This window comes from Pedobacter sp. Leaf216 (assembly GCF_001421515.1).
Classification (GTDB): Bacteria; Bacteroidota; Bacteroidia; order Sphingobacteriales; family Sphingobacteriaceae; genus Pedobacter.
Genome location: NZ_LMKM01000003.1, coordinates 96,274 through 115,667, shown reverse-complemented (window position 1 = coordinate 115,667; position 19,394 = coordinate 96,274). Strand labels below are relative to the sequence as shown.

The window sequence follows — 19,394 nt, the reverse complement described above, 5'->3', positions numbered from 1 at the left end:
AGACGTACAGCATCCCAAAAGTTTTGTTCTACAGATATTTTATCATGGCTTACAGAATTTAATTTGCATCATAAACACAAAATTTTATTAATATTGTAATAAATACACTAAGTAAGGATTACAATAAGCACCAAATATTAACCTAAATATACTTTATTTTAACTATTTTTAGGCTCTACAATACCGAACTAAATAAAAAAATATACACTAAGTATTTACATGCAGCCTCATAAAGTTGATCAGACTGATATTGAAATCCTCAACCTTTTGCAACGTGATGGATTATTAACCTATAAGGAAGTTTCGGGGAAGCTTAGAAAAAGCATGACTCATGTTGTAGAACGCATTAAAAAACTGCGCACAAATGGCTACATTAAATCAACAGTAGCCATTGTGGATATTGATAAACTGAGGTCACATTTTATAGCCTTTCCGCACATTCAGCTCACCATGCATTCAGAAGATATTGTAAGGGCTTTTAAAGCCGAAATGGAAAAATATCCGGAAGTAATGGAATGTTATCACCTTACCGGGCATTTCGATTTTATGCTTAAGGTTGCCATGCCCGATATGGTTTCGTACAACAATTTCCTGAGAGAAAATATAGGCGCACTGGCTTATGTTGGCAATATTCAGAGCTTTTTAGTGCTCAACCAATCAAAGGCAGAAACCGCTTATGCATTGTAAACTTATTATGCTTACTTGTTAAAATAGTTTAATTCAGATCCAACATAGTGGTTAATTTTCAATGTCGAGTTTAAAATGACCCAATAAGCCCGAAAGGTTAGCCGAAGAAAACCTTGCTTTTTTCACATTGTTCTGCGCAGGATCGAAAGAGAAATTACTTGCATTACGGAAATCAGTTTTCTCCAGAATTGTACGGTTAAATGATGTAGCTGAGAGATCGCAGTGATTAAAAACAGCAGCAGATAAATCAGCTGCTTCAAAATCGACCTCCTTTAGTGAGCAATTAATAAAATTCGTTTTCCTCAGCTTTGCACCATAAAATATAGAATAATCCAAAATGCAACCTTTAAAACAAAAGGAGAACATGAATTTATTACAGCTGGAAAAATCAATGCCCAGTATTTTACAGTCTGTAAAAGTTACATTACTAAAACCAGTACCAGAAACCTGCGTAAGGGAAAAATTGCAATTGATAAATTCGCAGTCAACAAAATCGTTATGGCTCAGGTTACTTTTAGAAAAATCGCACCTGATGAATTCGCATTTGATAAACTCTCGCTTTTGCAGCCGTTTACCAGCATAATTAACATCAGTAAAAGTTTTATTTTGATGAACGGTTGTTTCGCCGGGTTCTTGAATAAATATGATTTGTAGCTGGTGCAGGATTGATTTTAAAGCTTAATCAAGGCTTCCAACATCTGTTGCTTTTTTTCCAAACTGATGTTATAAATACCAAGGTTATCCGAACACCATAAGCCATCGGCAACCAGCATAATAATGAGGTGTTTTATACTCAACTCACCTTTATCGCCATTACCAATATAAAATTTAAACCATTCATCCCACCCTTTACGGTATTCCTCGTTAATGAGTGCCACCTGCATCACAATTTTCATTGTTCGGCGGTAATATAAATCGTTACTTTTATTAATTATAAAGCGAAGGTAAGCCAAACTTCCCTCCTCCTTACCCGAAGCTTTTTTTTCTGCTGTAATCCACTCTGTGAGCTCTTTCAAGCTTTGGCCCATCAATTCTTTAAGCAAATCCTCTTTATTACGGAAGTGATGGATAATTCCTCCTTTACTCAAACCCGTTTTATCTGCAATAGCCTGAAAAGTAACGCGATGCCAATCTACAGCACCAATTTCTGCAGCTGCATCCAAAATGAGCTGTTTGCTTACCTCAGGTTCCTTTTTTCTTTTATAGGGATTCTCCATTCTTCAAAGATACCGAACATTTGGTTTGTTTACAAAATATATTTACATTTGTTTATATAAAAGATCAGTTTCATCCAGCTTGCATCTTAAAACATCAAAATAATTACGCTAAAATATGTCTAGATACATCACCATCCTCTCTACCATTATAGAATCAGACAGTGATACTGATTTAATTGCATTGGCCATTGCAGGGCTAAAGGATATTTCAGCATGGAGTATCGATCTCGAAGATTGCGATAAAGTAATCCGTGTTGTTTCGGCAGAGGATATCGGCAATGAATTTTGCGATAAATTGGCATTATTGGGTGTAAAGGCATCAGTAATGGAAGTTTTTGATAAAAAATACCATTTAATGTAAGCTTACAGAATGTTAACCATTTGAAACAACCGACAGCACAAAAAATCAACTGTTAATCCCCATGGCGTAGAGGATAATATTTACCCCAAACTTGGTATTGTCTTCAGCTAAAAAACGTTTGTTTCTAAAATCGTAATCCCATTCGCAGCCATAATCTTTGTTGCTGTACAGCACCCCTATCCTATTGTTAACCGTAATGGCTTTCAGGTAGTCGTGCACCAAATCATCACCCCAGCCATTTAACTCGAAAGATGTTGTTGGCGGTCCTTTTTCGAATTTGAAAAATGAGTTGTAAATGCCATGGTTATTGGGTATTTTTTTTAGAGCCTGGGCACCAAACAGGTTACTCATCTGCGTTTCAAAAGAACGTGCAAATAAACCGTCAATATCGTGGTTGCAGTCATCTACGAAAATAAAACCGCCATTATGCACATAGGTTTTAAAATTTACAGCTTCCTGCGTACTAAATTGCACCAGTTTATGGCCACTTAGGTAACAAAATGGGTATTTGAATAAATCCCTACTGCTCAGTTCCACAATTTTTTCCTCCTCATCCAAAGGGATTGTAGTATACTCTAAAAGTGAATTGAGGAGATTTGAAGGCATGCGCTGATCCGTATCCCAGTCGCCAGAATTGTATTTTAACCTCGCAAATGTAAATTTAGCTCTTTGCACAGCCTAAATTACCTTCATTTTTTAATAATCAGGTTTTTTAAGTCAATTATCTTGTAAATTTTTTGATATTCTTTCAGCAAGGCTAAAAACTATCTACCAATATCCCCTATATTGAAGCACCATATCGTCAAACTAAAAAAACACCATTTTGGAGCGTTCAGAAAGCAACCTAAAAACATTGATCGATAAGATCTCCCAGTTAAAAAGCGAAATACAGAAAGTTATTGTAGGTCAGGATGTAATCATTGAGGAAATGCTGATTGCTTTGATGGCTGGAGGGCATTGTTTGCTCGAAGGTGTACCCGGACTAGCGAAAACCTTAATGGTGAGAACCATGTCGCAGGCTTTGGATCTCTCATTTAGAAGAATCCAGTTTACCCCCGATTTAATGCCAACCGACATTGTGGGTACAGAAATACTGGAAGAAGACCATGTAACCGGAAAACGTTTTTTCAAGTTTAATAAAGGTCCGTTATTTGCCAATATTATCCTGGCAGATGAAGTAAACAGAACGCCACCAAAAACGCAATCGGCACTATTAGAGGCCATGCAGGAGTTTGAGGTTACGTATGGCGGACAAACCTATCCACTGGATCGCCCGTTTTTTATACTCGCCACACAAAATCCTATTGAGCAAGCCGGAACTTATCCATTGCCCGAAGCGCAATTAGACCGTTTTTTACTCTACATTAAAATCGGCTACCCTACCGCAGCCGAAGAAACCCAGATATTAAGCAGTACAACAGGCAGTAAAAAAGCGGTAATTAATCCGATAATTGGTACCGAAGAAATTAAAGCTTTACAAGCCATTACACGAGAGGTAAGCATTAGCGATGATTTAATTACTTATGTAAGCGAAATAATAAGGGCCACGCGCCCTGATACCACAGCAGTTAATTTTGTAAAGGAATGGGTACGTTGGGGAGCAGGCCCAAGAGCAGGGCAAGCCTTAATTTTAACAGCTAAAGCAAGGGCATTGTTTAAAGGCCGGTATGCGGTAATTCTGGAAGATTTGCAGGCAATGGCCTACCCCGTACTGCGCCATAGGGTACTGATGAACTTTAAGGCCGAGGCTGAAAATGTTTCTTCGGACAAAGTGACGGATGAACTGATTAAAGCAATCTCGAAACCAAAAGCCAATATTTAATGAGTAAACTGCTCGATCCGAAAGTATTGATGGCCATAAAAGACCTTGCTTTATCGGCTAAAATGACGATAGATGGTTTTATGAATGGCATTAATAAAAGCACCGTAAAAGGGCCTGGACTGGAGTTTAGTCAATATAGAAGCTACCAGCCTGGTGATGACCTGCGCTCGCTTGACTGGAAAATGTTTGCGCGGTCTGACCGTTATTACATCCGCGAATCGGAAGTAGAAACCAGTATTGCTGTGCGCATATTGATTGATGCCAGTGCCTCGATGAACCACAATGATGGCGACTTTAGCAAAATAGACTATGCAAAATACCTGGGTGCATCTATAGCTTACCTGGCCAATTTACAAGGCGATGCCATTGGCTTATATGTGCTTAAAAACTCAGGAATTTTTTCGATGACGCCAAGGCAGGATTATCAACACTTAGCAAGGTTGTTTTACCAATTGGAGCAGATTAATCCCGATGGAAAATTTACAAAACCTATTTATTACAAAGAGTTGTTTGCAGGGGCGCAAAAGCGCGAACTGCTAATTTTTGTAACCGACCTCTACCAATCTGATGATGAAATTATAAAACTTTTAGATACGCTCAACACGCTCAGGCATGAGATTGTAGTGTTCCATGTTTTATCAAAAAACGAACTTGAACTTGATTTTAAAGGATACAGCACTTTTGAGGATCTTGAAACAGGCGAAACGATCCAGATCGACCAGGCAAAGGCCAGGGTAACTTATAAAAATAAACTAAGTGCTTATTTGGAAGAAACCAGGATTAAGATGCTAGACAGGAGGATTTTTTACAGAACCATTAGTACTGACGAACCGCTGGATCAGGCTTTGAGAGATTTTTTAAAACAAAGAAGTAAACTTAGAATTTAAACTGTGCAATTTTTATATCCAATAGGTTTAATTGCGTTTGCAGGATTAATAATCCCGCTTGTAATACACCTGTGGAATGTAAAACAGGGCAAAACGCTCAAAATAGGTAGCATAGCATTATTGGGTGAAAGCTCGAGGGCAAGTGCCAAAAGTTTCAAACTTAACGATTGGCTGCTCTTTGTACTGCGTTGTATACTTTTAATTTTACTGGCATTTTTACTCGCGCAGCCCTATTTAAAAGAAATTACCTCAATTAGCAATAAAACGGGATGGATTTTGGTCGATAAATCAATATTTCCACAGGTTTTTAAAGCGCACAATACAACAATAGATTCATTATTAAAGAAAGGTTATGAAATTCATGATTTTAACCCTGGTTTTGTACAATTATCAATAAAAGATACTGCATCAAACACCGCAAAGCCTGGCGATACCTTAAGTTACAGCACTTTATTAATGGCGGCCAATCAAAATATCCCTTCGGGTGCATCTGTTTATCTTTTCGCCAACCGCCGCTTAAACCGTGTTGGAAACGAATTGCCTGCAATTCATTATAAATTAAACTGGATTCCATTTAACCAGGCAGATACCCTGAGCAGCTGGATTACGACCTATGCCGAAAAAAAATATGAAGCAAAATCAAATCCATCCAACACCACTTACCAGGCTTTAAATTCAACAGATGAAAGTCCAATAAACATCGCCATACACGAAGCCGCAGGGATTACCGATGGAAAATATCTTATCGCCGCCATACAGGCAATAAGTGGTTTTACCAAACGCAAGCTGATTATTACCCCCCCGGGCCAAAAGGTGGATATTGGTTTTTGGCTTTCTGACGAGGCTGTTGCACCAAGCTTTAAAGCTTCTATTGTTCAGGGTGGGGCATTATTGAAGTATGAAAAGGGCAAGGTAGTTGCCGAACCTTCATTTATGGTTATTGATGGCCGCAATATTAAATTAAGCAGAAGGACAACCTCTGCCAATCAAGCTGAAAAAATATGGACAGACGGCTTCGGAAACGCAATTCTGGCCAAGCAAAAGAGCCAAATGCTAAATATCTACCATTTTTATAGTCGCTTTAACCCGCAATGGAATGATTTGGTTTGGAATGGCGTATTTGTAAAAAGCTTAATGCCGATCGTGATCAGGGATCAAAATCAGCCAGATTTCGGTTTTGAAAACAATATTGCAGATCAACGCAGTTTATCAAACAATCAAAATGTGGTTAATGAAATTAATAAAATAGAGGCTCCAACAAAAAACACTCAAAATAAACCTTTGGGGAAATTCTTTTGGATCGCCGCTTTATTGATTTTTACCACAGAACGCATTTTATCATTCAGAAAAAAAACGGATTATGTTAAAAACTGAAGGACAAAACTGGATTAGAAACTTAAGGATAAGGTGGATTAGCTTAAACCTGATCAGCACTTTGGTAACTGCATTGGCCATATCATTGGTAATAACAACAATCGGCAGCCATTTGATGCTTCTTCCTTACTGGCTTTTTGCAATTCTGTTTCCTATTATATTATGTACATTACTATTAAATAAACCAGTTTGGAAAACTACCGATCGTGATGTTTCGCGTTATGTAAACCACCAATACCCTGAACTGGAAGAAAGTGCCGATTTACTACTTCAAAACGAAGCCGATTTATCGATGTTGCAGAAACTGCAACGCCATAAAATTGAGAATATAATTCCGAACCTTTCCAAACCGAAAGAACCTTTTAAAAAATTATATATGGGCTTAGCGGTACTTGCCTTAGCCTTAATTATCAGTTTTGGATTTAGCAAAATCCATTTGATTAAAAATATTAATGCGGCCGATCCTGCAATTAAACCCATAACACCTGTAATTAAAGAGCATATTCCACCAGAAATCGCTGACTTTACAGCCACCATTACACCACCTGCTTACACAGGTAAAACCGGGCGAAAACAAAAGCAGTTTACCATTTCTGCTGAAACCGGTGCGCAAATAAACTGGAAAATTGAAACCAACATTGGCATCAAAAAGCTGAAGCTTATTTTTAACGATAAAGAAATGGTGCTGCTTAAACCTGCAAACACAGCCCACACGCTATGGAACCATAGTAAAACCATTACTAAATCTGGCTTTTACCAACTGGAACTTGATGGTAAAAAATCAGATCTGTACCAAATTGAAGTCATTCCTGATTTGCCTGTAAATATTAAAATTACGCAACCAAAACAGCATACCACCATTGATATCGGTCAGCCGCAAAAATTTAATTTAAATGTATCTCTTACCGACGATTATGGTGTTCATGATGCCTTTATATCGGCAACAATGGCCAGTGGTAAGGGCGAAGGTGTCAGTTTTACAGAGAAAAAACTGTCTTTTAACACCAGTTTTGATAACAGGAAAAATCTTTCGCTCCATAAATTGATCGATTTAAAAAGTCTTGGTATGAAACCTGGTGATGAGCTTTATTTCTTTATCAAAGCAATGGATAATCATGGTCAATCGAGCCGCTCTGATGTATATTTTGTATCGATAGTAGATACTACGGAGTTAATGAGTTTAGCTGGCATGACGAATGGTGTTAACCTCGTTCCAGAATATTTCAGAAGTGAAAGGCAGATTATTATTGATACGGAGAAGCTGTTAAAAGAACAATCGGCTTTGCCTGTAACAACTTTTAAAACCCGAAGCAACGATTTAGGGATAGACCAGAAGTTGCTGAGATTGCGTTACGGACAGTTTTTAGGTGAGGAAAATGAAAATGAGATTGGCGGTGATCACGACGACCATGATGAGCATGCAGCGCATAAAGGTGAAGGCGAGAAATTTGGCGATGTTACTGCAATAATGGATAAATATGCGCACAAGCATGATATTGCAGAAGATGCAACTTTTTTTGAACCAGAAATGAAGGCGCAGTTAAAGGCCGTTTTAACCGAAATGTGGAATGCTGAACTTCGTTTAAGAACCTATAAACCGCAGGAAGCTTTACCATACGAATATAAAGCATTAAGATTATTGAAAGATTTGCAACAGAAATCGCGGGCTTATGTGGCCAAAACCACCGTAAAAACAGCTGCACTGAAACCCGAAAAACGTTTGAGCGGTGAGCTCGACAAAATTATGCAACCGGTGCAAAAACTAACATTTGAGCAGAAAGAAAAAAGGATAGCCAACTTAAAAACAGCACTCGCGCTATTGGAAAGCAGAAAAACAGGAAAAAACTTTGCTGAAAAAGATCGTTACTTGCTGAGCGAAACAGAAAAATATATGATCGGCGCAGCGGCAGATAACCCTAATACCTATTTAAATGCGCTGAGCAGTTTAAGAAAGTTAGCTACAGGCAATAAACTGATCGTTAAAGACATTGATCTGGTTGAAAAAGCCATAGTTAACATGATTAATGTTGAGGGTGCAAAACCGCAAACACAAGGGGCCGGAACAGCTTCGGCATTGTATCAAAACTATTTTAATAACCTTATTAAAGTTAACAGATAGATATGGAGTTTATATACATCGCTATTATTGCTGGGTTATTGTTATTGGCTTTTTTGCTTTACAAAGAGTTGCGTAGAACTAATAAAGCAAGAATTACCTGGCGGATTTTAGCAAGTATTATCGCTGTTGGCTGTTTTGTGCTGTTAATTGTGCCCATCAAATATGAAACAAACGTGCAGCAAAATGCAGATGAAATTATTTTACTCACTGCAGGTACAAACCCTGATTCGGTGGCAAAACTCAAAGAAAAAAAATACACGCTTCCTTTTGTAGATTTAAAAAAAGTTAAGGCCACCACCATTAACGACCTTTCTTATTTCTTAAAATCGAATCCAACTATCCACAAACTGAAAATATACGGTTATGGCTTAAATGCAACTGAATTAAAAAACCTCAAAGGATACCAGATTGGGTTTCATGCTTCGGCAAAGCCAACCGGTATAATTGCCGCCAATTGGTTAACCAGGTTAAAAAGCAGCGAAACTTTAATCGTTCAGGGAACTTACCAGAATATGGGTAATGAAACGGTTAAACTTTTACTTAAAGGCTTTGGTAAAGCGGTTGATTCTATTACTATCGGTGCTAAAACAAATAAATCATTTTCATTCAAAACCAGCCCTAAGCATATAGGAAATGCTGTTTATGAGTTAATTGCTTTGCATAAGAAGGATACACTTTCCAAAGAACCTGTTCCGGTGCAAGTGGGCGACCAGGAACCTATGAAGGTTTTAATCCTGGCTTCTTTCCCTGATTTTGAATATAAGTTTTTAAAAAACTGGCTGTACGAAAACCATTATCCATTGGCATTCCGGAGTCAGATCAGTAAAAATAAGTATGCTTCAGATTTTCTGAATATGGATAGTTTGAACCTCAATCAGATCAATACTTCATCGTTGAAAAAATTCGACATGCTGATCATTGATGAAGACGAGCTGGCGGCATTAAATTCAAACGAAAGGGCTTCGATAGATATAATGGTTAAAAATGGAATGGGATTACTGATCAGGGTGGCAAGTACCAAACCATCTACCCCACTTAGTGCATTATTTGCCAGATATGAATCTCCTGTTTTAAAGGGAAAAACGCTGAATTTAATGCTTACAGAAAATCGTTTTAAGTTTAATCCTCTTCCCCTTGAGCAAACATTGTTTTTAAAAACCAATCAAAATGACCTGCCGCTGATTACCGATGCTACAGGTAAAACATTGGTAAACAGCAATATTAAGGGTTACGGCAAAGTACTTATCTCAACTGTTTCATCTACCTACAATTGGTTGCTTTCTGGAAAAAAAACCGATTATGCAACTTACTGGTCTAAACTTTTAGCCAATGCAGCCAGAAAAAAAAATGATAGCCAATCGGTTAACATCCTTCCTCAATTCCCTGCTGTTCATCAAAAAACAAGAATCATTGCTGATTTGGCTGCTTCTGAAAAGTTGCCCATCTTAAAAATAGACCAGGTTAAGTTAAGTCCACGCCAGAATATGGAATTGCCTTTTCAATGGGATGCGTTTTACTGGCCTCAAAAAACAGGCTGGGTAGATTTACAGGTAAACCAAAATATTGAGCCGCTGTATATTTATCGTAAAACCGATTGGCAGGCACTTAAAAATCAGCAAATGTTAAATGATACTCAACAGTTTGTTAAAAATTCTGCCAATGTTAACAATAAATCACAGGTAAATAATGTTGTTATCGAAGAAGAAATATCCATTTGGTGGTTTTTTGCAGGATTTTTAATCTCAGCCGCTTTTTTATGGTACGAATCGAGGATATTGGCAACTTAGTGCAGTAAAGCTTGTTACAGAACTTATTGGTAGGAAAAATAATCCTTCGACTCTGTTGCTATTGACAGGCTTCAGTAAAGCGGTCGTCATTGCTGAGGTACTAAGCAATCTTTCATGTTAGTGAGCCTTGTCATAAAGATTGCTTCGTCGCCTGAAAAAGCCTTCTCGCAATGGCGATAATCATAGGGTATTCATTTCCTTAAAATCATGTCACTTATATTGATTTGGATAAAATAAATTATCCTTCAGGATTACAATTAAATAAATATTCCGTGCTTTCTGTGTTTCCGTGGCAAAAAAACTAAGAAAACACCTCAAACCGTGGTTATATCAACCAAAAAACGTCTTTTCATAAAAAAACATCCCTTATTCAGCATTGAAACTAAAATGTTATAATCAATTTGCCTTTTTAGGGTCGCAAATGGCTATCTTGAGATCGTAAACCTACTAAACTAAACCAATTGAAAAGAAAAGATTTCCTCTACTTATCCGGAATGGGTATGGGTGCATTACTCCTGCCCGATCTCGCTGCATTCGGAACTCCGATAGACCCGCTACAAGCGCTTGATGGAGTGGATGTAAAAATTAAAAAAGAACTGGCTGATGTTGCCCTAAATGCAGCCAAATCCAAAGGCGCAACATATGCCGATATCCGTATCGGCCGTTATTTAAACCAGTTTGTAGCCACCCGCGAAAAACGAGTTCAAGGCGTAGCCAATACTGAATCGTACGGTGTCGGCATCCGCGTTTTAGCCAACGGATGCTGGGGCTTTGCCGCAACAAACAACGTAACTAAAGATGCCATTGCCAAAGCAGCAGAGCAGGCAGTAGCCGTTGCAAAAGCCAACGCCAAAATACAAGGCGAACCCGTTCAGCTTGCTCCACAAAAAGGTTATGGCGAGGTAAGTTGGAAAACACCAATCGAAATTAATGCCTTTGAGGTTCCTGTAAAAGAAAAGGTAGACCTGCTTCTAAATGTGAACGATGTGGCCATGCAAAATGGGGCCAACTTTGTAAACTCCGTTATTTTTGCGGTTAACGAACAAAAATACTTTGCTTCTACTGATGGTTCTTACATCGATCAGGATGTTCACCGCATTTATCCAACCTTTAATGTAACTAAAGTTGATCGCGAATCGGGTAAATTTAAAACCCGTAATTCCCTTAGTTCGCCAATGGGTAAAGGTTACGAATACATGCATGCCCGCCCTGAGGATAAAGTTACCGGTATTGTAACCCGGTATAAGGGCAGGTACGATATGCTTGAGGATGTAAAGGAAGCTGCACGTGTAGCCAACGAAAAAGTAAAAGCCAAATCGGTTGAGCCAGGAAAATACGACCTGGTATTAGATCCTTCTCACCTTTGGTTAACCATCCACGAATCTGTTGGGCACCCTACCGAATTAGACCGCGTTTTAGGTTACGAGGCCAATTATGCCGGAACAAGTTTCCTTACGTTAGACAAATGGGAATCGAAAAAATTTAAATTCGGCAGTGATAAAGTGAATATCCTTGCAGATAAAACACAGGTGGGATCATTAGGTGCTGTGGGTTATGATGATGAAGGTGTAAAATGTAAAAACTGGGATTTAATTAAAGATGGGGTATTGGTAAGTTATCAGGCCATCCGCGATCAGGCACACATTATTGGCTTAAAAGAATCAAATGGCTGCTGCTATTCTCAAGGTTGGGATGATGTACAATTTCAGCGAATGCCCAATGTATCATTACAGCCGGGCAAAGAAAAATTAAGCGTGGATGATATGATCAAGAATGTAGAAAAAGGCATTTATATCATCGGCGACGGCAGTTTTTCTATCGATCAGCAACGTTATAATTTCCAGTTTGGCGGACAGATTTTTTACGAAATTAAAGAAGGTAAAATTGTAGGTATGCTTAACGATGTTGCTTACCAGGCCAATACACAAGAATTTTGGAACTCATGTAATGCCATTTGCGATGAAAGCGATTACCGTTTAGGTGGATCGTTCAATGATGGAAAGGGTCAGCCTTCACAAAGCAGTGCTGTTTCACATGGCAGTTCTACAACACGTTTCAATGGAGTTAATGTTATCAATACAGCAAGAAAAATATAATTATGGCCATATTAAGTAAAGAAGAAGCCCAAGCGATATTAAAAAAAGTAATTGGTTTTTCGAAAGCCGATTTCTGTGAAGTAGGTTTAAATGGTTCGGATGGCGGAAATATCCGTTATGCTCGCAATGCAGTTTCTACCGCCGGACAGATTAGTACCATGAGTTTAGGGGTAAGCTCAACCTTTGGTAAAAAAACAGGCTCGGCAACGATAAATGAATTTGATGATGCCTCTTTGCAAAAAGTGGTAAAGCGGGCAGAAGAACTGGCCATGCTGGCTCCCGAAAACCCAGAGTTTATGCCCCTTTTAGGTCCGCAAACCTTTGCAGAATCAAATACTTTCAATCCTAAAACTGCAGCCATGACGCCCGATACCAGAGCCGAAATGGTAGGGAAAAGTTTAAGTGTATCAAAAGCAGCAGGTTTGGATGCAGCAGGCTTTTTAGAAAACTCGACCCGTTTCAATGCGATTATGAATTCTAAAGGTTTGTTCGCCTACAATAAAGGTACAGATGTTTCATTTTCGGTAACTGTACGCAACAAACAAGGAACAGGCTCAGGCTATGTTGAGCAAAGCTTTAACGACCTTGATAAAATGGATACACTTGCCCTAAGCAAAATTGCGGCAGGTAAAGCCAATGGTTCAGCTGGTGCAAAAGCAATTGAACCCGGAAAATATACCGTTATTTTAGAGCCTCTTGCAGCCAGCGATATATTAAGCAATATGTTTAGAGGCTTCGATGCCAGAAGTGCAGATGAAGGCAGAAGTTTTATGAGCAAAAAAGGTGGCGGTACGCGTTTAGGTGAGCAGTTGTTTTCAGAAAATGTAAACATCTATTCCGATCCGATGAATAGCGAAATCCCTTCTGCAACTTGGAGTGGCGATGGTTTACCAGTAAAAAGAACACAGTGGGTAGAAAAAGGAATTGTTAAAAACCTCTCCTATTCAAGATATTGGGCTGCACAAAAAAATATTCAACCCGTTCCGTTTAGCCGCAGCGTAATCATTGAAGGCGGCACGCAATCGTTGGAAGATTTAATCAAAAGCACCGAAAAAGGAATCTTGGTTACCCGTTTCTGGTACATCCGTTCGGTAGATCCGCAAACACTATTACTAACAGGTTTAACGCGTGACGGTACTTTTTACATCGAAAATGGCGAGATTAAATTTCCGATCAAGAATTTCAGGTTTAATGAAAGTCCGGTAATTATGCTTAACAATGTAGAAGCTTTGGGTAAACCAGTAAGAACAGGCAGCGGATTGATCCCACCAATGAAAATACGGGATTTTACATTTACCTCATTATCAGATGCGATTTAATTGAATCGTCATCTCAACCAAAGTACAGAAATAGGCGATTCGTCATTCCCGCGCAGGTGGAAATCCTAAAGCTATTGCATTATGATTCCCAATCAAGTTGGGAATGACGACCCACTTAAGAATTTAAAAATACCAAAAATTGAGAAGAAGAGATTTCTTATATATGACAGGTGTTGGCCTTGGTGCCAGCATAATACCCAACATCCCTGCCTTTGGCAAAATCATTTCTGTTGAAGAATCTTTAACACCTGTAGATGTTGCGCTGAAGAAAAAAATGGCCGATGTTGCACTTAATGCCGCTAAAAGCAAAGGTGCCACTTATGCCGATGTACGCATAGGCAGGTACCTGAACCAGGTTGTGGCCACCAGGGAAACCCGGGTAGAAAACATCTCCAATTCCGAATCGTATGGTTTAGGTGTACGTGTAATTGCCAACGGAAGCTGGGGCTTTGCCGCAACCAACAATATGGATGATGCCAGCATTGCAAAAGCTGCGGAAGCAGCCGTAGCCATTGCAAAAGGGAACTCCAAATTGATGGAAGAGCCTGTGCAGTTGGCCCCGCAAAAAGGATATGGAGATGTAAGCTGGAAAACACCCATAGAAATTAATGCTTTTGAAGTACCCATTGCAGATAAAGTTGACCTTCTTTTAAAAGTAAACAGCGAAGCCATGAAGGGTGGTGCAAAATACATCAGCTCCAATCTTTTTATGATTAATGAGCAGAAATATTTTGCCTCAACAGATGGTTCTTATATCGATCAGGATATCCACAGAATCTGGCCAACCTTTACCCTTACAAAAACAGATGCAGCCAGTGGTAAGTTTGAAACCAGAAATGCTTTAAGCGCACCAATGGGGATGGGTTTTGAATACCTTAAACCAAAAGAGGAAGAAAAAATTAAAGGTGGCCCGGTTACCATGTACAAAAAGCGTTACGATATTTTGGAAGATGTACGCGAAGCAGCTGTACATGTGGATGAAAAACTGAAAGCCAAGCCCATTGCCCCAGGTAAATACGACCTCGTTTTAGATCCCTCTCACCTTTTCCTAACCATACACGAATCTGTTGGTCACCCAACCGAATTAGACCGCGTTTTAGGTTACGAAGCCAATTATGCAGGTACGAGTTTCTTAACGCTGGATAAATGGGAGAGTAAAAAATTCAACTTTGGCAGTAAAGAGGTAAACATTCTTGCCGATAAGCTGGAAACAGGATCTTTAGGTGCTGTCGGTTATGATGATGAAGGTGTTAAATGTGGCAAATGGGATATTATCAAAGATGGAATTTTAGTAAACTATCAAACTATTCGCGATCAGGCACATATTTTAGGATTAAAAGAATCGCAAGGTTGTTGCTATGCCGATAGTTGGGACAATATTCAGTTTCAAAGAATGCCAAATGTTTCATTGGCACCAGGAAATGCAGCCTTAAGTGCTGCCGATATGGTTAAAAATGTTGAGAAAGGAATTTATATGTTCGGCCGCAATTCTTATTCTATTGATCAGCAACGTTATAATTTCCAGTTCAGCGCACAGCTGGCTTACGAAATTAAGGAAGGCAAAATAGTAGGCATGTTTAAAGATGCTGCCTACCAGGCCAATACACAAGAATTCTGGAACTCATGCGTACAACGCTGTGATAAAAATGATTATAGATTGGGCGGAACATTTTCTGATGGGAAAGGCCAGCCAGGGCAGGCAAGTGCAGTATCTCATGGCAGTGCCACCACTCGTTTTAATGGTGTAAATGTGATCAATACCGGAAGGAAATTGGGATAAATTTATCTCTAATGAAGTGCAACAAAATGGAGAGATCTATCAAGCAAAATATCGTGTCAATTTAAAATTGGGATGCACGGGAAAGGCGATTGTATCTCCGTATATAACTATAATCCTTCATTGAAAATGCAGCAGATCACATACGCAACTATTTTTATTCGCATGGACTAATATTTTCTTGCTTTCCCTAACGCGATCGTCATGCTGAATTTATTTCAGTATCTTTTTGCAAAAATATACCCTGATCCTGAAAGTTTAGGACAGCATGACGATTCTCCTAAAACGCTTCGAACGGAGAGATAAACTATAGATTTTTCGTCCTAAAATCGTCCCGATTTGCAATTTGGATGCCCTAGAGAGGCGATGGTATCGCAATATGTAACTATAACCCTGCATTGAACTATTTTTATTCGCATGGACTAATATTTTCTTGCTTTCCCTAACGCGATCGTCATGCTGAATTTATTTCAGTATCTTTTTGCAAAAATATACCTGATCCTGAAAGTTTTAGGACAGCATGACGATTCTCCTAAAACGCTTCTAACGGAGAGATAAATTATTGATTTTTCGACCTAAAATCGTTCCGATATGCAATTTGGATGCCCTAGAGGCGATKGTATCGCAATATGTAACTATAACCCTGCATTGAAAATGCAGCACTCATCGATCCTCGTTGCAAACGAGGACCATGTTTAAAGTAATTAAAATTGTTAATAGTTAACGCTAAAAGATCCTTCGTTATACTCAGTATGACATATTAAAAGCTAAAAATCAGTACATTAACCAATAGAAATTAAATATCACGACATCACAAAAAAAACCACTAATTCTATAGAAATTATAGTTATTAATTTTTACTTTTGCTGAGTCTTCTTCAAAAAGTGAATCTAAAACTTCTTGAAAAGATCATATAGTCATGTGGCCGAGTGGTTAGGTAAAGGTCTGCAAAACCTAGTACGGCGGTTCGATTCCGTCCATGACGTCTAAACATTAAATTGTTTACATACATACTTATCAAGAAAGACGTAGGGAATGGCCCTTTGATGTCTTAGCAATCTGTTGATTAACAAGGCGCTAATTCCTTTTGCAATTGCAGAAAAGATGAGTTTGAAAGCAGATTAATTTTCTGCGTTCAGCAAATAATCAAAAAGCTATTCCCGACCGAAAACTGGTAATTTAAATTTTATGATATGTCGGTATATTTTGATTATCCATCAATAAGGGATTTTTTTGAGATTCAGGGAAACAATTCCTGCGAAAAATTAGATGATTATGAACATTGTAGGGCAGAATCGGATCGGCTTTATAATGCACAGCGAAATGAAAATGAGGAAACAATTTCGGCAGAAGATCAACATCAAACAGAAACCTGGTTCATACTACCGCTCTTCTACATAAAAAAATTAAAATGTACCAAACACCTTTAAGAATTTCAAAAACATTATTTACGATTGTATTAAGCCTTGTAATTTTTTCAACTCAAAGCCATGCACAAGGTAAAGATCCATCCCCTATCAATTTTCCGACACCAAAAAATATAGATCATTTGCTATTTTATATTCAACGTGATCCAAATACGAATACCCTCATTTATGCGCTAAACCTTACAGAAAATGGCACTATCAATACCGAAAATCCTATTCAGGTGTATTGGATCAGGTATGGTGAGAAAGGGCAAAAAAAAAATTTGGGGTACATCCAAAGGAAGTTTGCTTATGGCATTGATACAAAAGCATTGGGGAAGGATAAATATGAATTTAGATTTGTATCACACAAAAAACTGCCATTTTATTTACAAAGATATAATGATAAAAGCTACCATGTTTCGGTAACGATAAACAACCGGACAATAAGGGTTAAGCGATTATTTGTGAGGATACAAGGTGGCAGTTTCTGGCTCCCAAATGTGAAATATGCAGAAGTTGAAGGCACTGAAGAATCAACTGGTAAACCTATAGTGGAGCGGATAAACGTGAAGTAAACTAACGTTCAATAGTTTAGACAACTGTTTTTTACTACAAAACACTGATGGCAACGCCATAGACATTCATTATTACTTAAGCTTCAATGAACTTATATTACTTATAGGATAAAAGAGAGAAATGGTCTGTGGAGACACAGACCATGGATTCAGGTAACAGTAAAAATTCATTATTACTTAAGCTTCAATGAACTTATACGATAAAAGAAAGAAATGGTCTGTGGAGACACAGACCATGGATTCGTACTCAGCAACCACCTTTTTTAGGAATGCGTTTAAAAATAACCTGATGATCTCGTTCCACATATTCGCAGGATATTATTGGATATGAGTATTTGGGTGCATGTGATATACTGTGGCTTTTAATCATTATTTTGTCGTTAACTTTCAGGCTATGCAATTGTTCAAGTTGTGACATTTCCGGCTCAAATTGTAAAATATAATCGTCGCTATTAACCCTAACCATCACAGCAAAACCTAACCTTGATCCTGGTGGAAGCGAAAGAGCAGTTACAACCGCTTCCATATTGTTAAAAGCAGTTGTATGCTTCCTTATTTTAGCCGCACTGGTAAACACTTTTTTACCTTCAGGAGAAGCCTCCCATTTTTTGTACTTAATGCCATCGGGTGTAGACTCCCATTTTTTTCTTTCGGCATTCCTTTCAGCAACAGAACGCGGCTTTGAAAACGGCTTCTTAGTCGTATCATTCCCAATTTCAGGATTAGCAAATACTAATCCGCCCACCACAACCAGTGGTAACATCAGCGCATAAATCAATTTTTTCATAATTTTTGTGTTTTACTAAATAATCAAAGATTCTATTGGTTATTCAAAATGGATAGATATATTTTATTTTTCCATATGCCATCTAAGTTGATGCAGCAAAACTACCTTGATATTTTTCCGCTTGAGAAATTTGGATTGTAAATAAAAATGTAATCTTTGTAAATAAAAACTTGACGTATGCAATTCAGCCGAAATCTGCTTACCGGAAAACGTAAATACCTGTTTGTATTGATATTGCTTTCATTTATTGCTGTTATTTATGTGGCTTTCCATATAAGTGATAAAAATACTTTTGATTTCGCCAGAAGGGAAATTTTGCTTCGTCAAATCGGGCACGAACTGCTTTTACAGTCGGGCGATAGCACATCTAGAGTGCTTCCGATAAAAAAGATTTCTGAAAATGAATATCAAATCAGCTTTGAGAAGGAACTTACTTTTAAAACCGATTCTTTATTGAACACCACAGTGAATGTGTTGGCTAAAGATCCAATGGCAACTGATTATGTTGTAAACGTGATGAACAGTGCTAACCAAAGTGTAATCTATGGCTTTGCAGTGGCCAAAAACAAACGAGATGATATTGTGGCTTGCAAAGGAAGGAAGCAACCAAAAGCGAGTTACATGGTTGATCTTAAATTTAAACCGACAGGTACAATTACGGCAAAGAAACACTTGTTATTGGGCAGCATTCCATTTTTAGCGTTTGTTGGATTTATTTTTCTCAGATCTGCTAAGCCAAACAGCACCTCAATTCAAGAAAGTAAGGATTTGGGTATAATTACTTTAGGTTCAGTTTTATTCGACGCAAAGCATAGGAAACTGATTATAAACGAAAAAACGATAGATTTAACTGGAACGGAAACCCGATTACTTTCAATTTTCGCATCATCACCAAATGAAATGATTGCACGAAACCGGTTGCAGAAAGAGATATGGGAAGATGAAGGCGTTATTGTAGGTCGCAGCCTGGATATGTTTATCTCTAAACTTAGAAAAAAATTGGAAATTGATCCTAATATCAATATCGTTGTTGTTCGTGGAAAAGGGTACAGACTTGAAATTAATGCTTAAAAACAAATTGTAGCCATTATAAATTTTTTATAAATGGCATTTGATTGAGGTTACTGCTATATTTAAGATGTTTTTAGCATAAAACTTTAAAAACGGTAAAATGCCA

Annotated in this window: 17 protein-coding genes, 1 tRNA gene and 1 riboswitch; of the genes, 14 read left to right on the top strand and 4 right to left on the bottom strand. The window is 38.1% G+C overall.

Annotated features, from left to right (window positions below; translation table 11 throughout):
• Positions 1 to 219 precede the first annotated feature (219 nt).
• A complete protein-coding gene (locus ASE74_RS02355) occupies positions 220 to 687 on the top strand; it encodes an Lrp/AsnC family transcriptional regulator (protein WP_055903589.1) in 468 nt (155 codons plus the stop codon).
• A 51-nt stretch (positions 688 to 738) separates the two neighbouring features.
• On the opposite strand, the gene ASE74_RS02350 is transcribed toward ASE74_RS02355, so the two are convergent.
• Both ASE74_RS02350 and ASE74_RS02345 read right to left on the bottom strand, forming a co-directional pair.
• On the bottom strand, positions 739 to 1,326 hold the full coding sequence (locus ASE74_RS02350; RefSeq protein WP_055903585.1) for a pentapeptide repeat-containing protein: 588 nt from the start codon (positions 1,324 to 1,326) through the stop codon (positions 739 to 741).
• Between the two features lie 32 nt (positions 1,327 to 1,358).
• Positions 1,359 to 1,904, bottom strand: a complete 546-nt coding sequence (locus ASE74_RS02345) for a TetR/AcrR family transcriptional regulator (protein ID WP_055903582.1) — start codon at positions 1,902 to 1,904, stop codon at positions 1,359 to 1,361.
• 115 nt (positions 1,905 to 2,019) lie between these two features.
• On the opposite strand from ASE74_RS02345, the gene ASE74_RS02340 reads away from it, so the two are divergent.
• Positions 2,020 to 2,265, top strand: a complete 246-nt coding sequence (locus tag ASE74_RS02340; RefSeq protein WP_055903579.1) for a hypothetical protein — start codon at positions 2,020 to 2,022, stop codon at positions 2,263 to 2,265.
• A gap of 45 nt (positions 2,266 to 2,310) precedes the next feature.
• On the opposite strand, the gene ASE74_RS02335 is transcribed toward ASE74_RS02340, so the two are convergent.
• On the bottom strand, positions 2,311 to 2,940 hold the full coding sequence (locus tag ASE74_RS02335; RefSeq protein ID WP_055903576.1) for a DUF4159 domain-containing protein: 630 nt from the start codon (positions 2,938 to 2,940) through the stop codon (positions 2,311 to 2,313).
• A gap of 148 nt (positions 2,941 to 3,088) precedes the next feature.
• Between ASE74_RS02335 and ASE74_RS02330 the strand changes: the two genes are divergently transcribed.
• The 11 genes from ASE74_RS02330 (at position 3,089) to ASE74_RS02280 (ending at position 17,430) form a co-directional block, all read left to right on the top strand.
• Complete coding sequence (locus ASE74_RS02330; RefSeq protein ID WP_055903573.1) at positions 3,089 to 4,087, top strand: MoxR family ATPase; 999 nt, start codon at positions 3,089 to 3,091, stop codon at positions 4,085 to 4,087.
• On the top strand, positions 4,087 to 4,974 hold the full coding sequence (locus tag ASE74_RS02325) for a DUF58 domain-containing protein (protein WP_055903570.1): 888 nt from the start codon (positions 4,087 to 4,089) through the stop codon (positions 4,972 to 4,974). Before ASE74_RS02330 ends, ASE74_RS02325 begins: the two co-directional genes overlap by 1 nt.
• A 3-nt stretch (positions 4,975 to 4,977) precedes the next feature.
• Positions 4,978 to 6,348, top strand: coding sequence for a BatA domain-containing protein (locus tag ASE74_RS02320; protein ID WP_055903566.1), 1,371 nt, complete (start codon positions 4,978 to 4,980; stop codon positions 6,346 to 6,348).
• On the top strand, positions 6,335 to 8,467 hold the full coding sequence (locus ASE74_RS02315; RefSeq protein ID WP_055903563.1) for a DUF4175 family protein: 2,133 nt from the start codon (positions 6,335 to 6,337) through the stop codon (positions 8,465 to 8,467). Before ASE74_RS02320 ends, ASE74_RS02315 begins: the two co-directional genes overlap by 14 nt.
• A gap of 2 nt (positions 8,468 to 8,469) precedes the next feature.
• Complete coding sequence (locus tag ASE74_RS02310) at positions 8,470 to 10,254, top strand: hypothetical protein (protein ID WP_055903560.1); 1,785 nt, start codon at positions 8,470 to 8,472, stop codon at positions 10,252 to 10,254.
• Positions 10,255 to 10,715: 461 nt separating this feature from the next.
• The gene (locus ASE74_RS02305) at positions 10,716 to 12,350 is read left to right on the top strand and encodes a TldD/PmbA family protein (protein WP_055903557.1); all 1,635 of its coding nucleotides are present in this window, start codon (positions 10,716 to 10,718) and stop codon (positions 12,348 to 12,350) included.
• Positions 12,351 to 12,352: 2 nt separating this feature from the next.
• The gene (locus ASE74_RS02300; protein ID WP_055903554.1) at positions 12,353 to 13,669 is read left to right on the top strand and encodes a TldD/PmbA family protein; all 1,317 of its coding nucleotides are present in this window, start codon (positions 12,353 to 12,355) and stop codon (positions 13,667 to 13,669) included.
• Positions 13,670 to 13,808: 139 nt separating this feature from the next.
• A complete protein-coding gene (locus tag ASE74_RS02295; protein ID WP_055903551.1) occupies positions 13,809 to 15,449 on the top strand; it encodes a TldD/PmbA family protein in 1,641 nt (546 codons plus the stop codon).
• 912 nt (positions 15,450 to 16,361) lie between these two features.
• A tRNA-Cys gene (locus ASE74_RS02290) sits at positions 16,362 to 16,432 on the top strand.
• A 25-nt stretch (positions 16,433 to 16,457) separates the two neighbouring features.
• A riboswitch (SAM riboswitch) is annotated at positions 16,458 to 16,557 on the top strand.
• An 82-nt stretch (positions 16,558 to 16,639) separates the two neighbouring features.
• On the top strand, positions 16,640 to 16,876 hold the full coding sequence (locus ASE74_RS02285; protein WP_055903548.1) for a hypothetical protein: 237 nt from the start codon (positions 16,640 to 16,642) through the stop codon (positions 16,874 to 16,876).
• Positions 16,858 to 17,430, top strand: coding sequence for a DUF4833 domain-containing protein (locus ASE74_RS02280; RefSeq protein WP_055903545.1), 573 nt, complete (start codon positions 16,858 to 16,860; stop codon positions 17,428 to 17,430). The genes ASE74_RS02285 and ASE74_RS02280 overlap by 19 nt, the downstream gene beginning before the upstream one ends.
• A gap of 247 nt (positions 17,431 to 17,677) precedes the next feature.
• Here the strand turns inward: ASE74_RS02280 and ASE74_RS02275 are convergent, their stop codons facing one another.
• A complete protein-coding gene (locus ASE74_RS02275) occupies positions 17,678 to 18,217 on the bottom strand; it encodes a hypothetical protein (RefSeq protein WP_055903542.1) in 540 nt (179 codons plus the stop codon).
• A 177-nt stretch (positions 18,218 to 18,394) separates the two neighbouring features.
• Between ASE74_RS02275 and ASE74_RS02270 the strand changes: the two genes are divergently transcribed.
• Positions 18,395 to 19,288, top strand: a complete 894-nt coding sequence (locus tag ASE74_RS02270) for a winged helix-turn-helix domain-containing protein (RefSeq protein WP_055903539.1) — start codon at positions 18,395 to 18,397, stop codon at positions 19,286 to 19,288.
• Positions 19,289 to 19,394 lie beyond the last annotated feature (106 nt).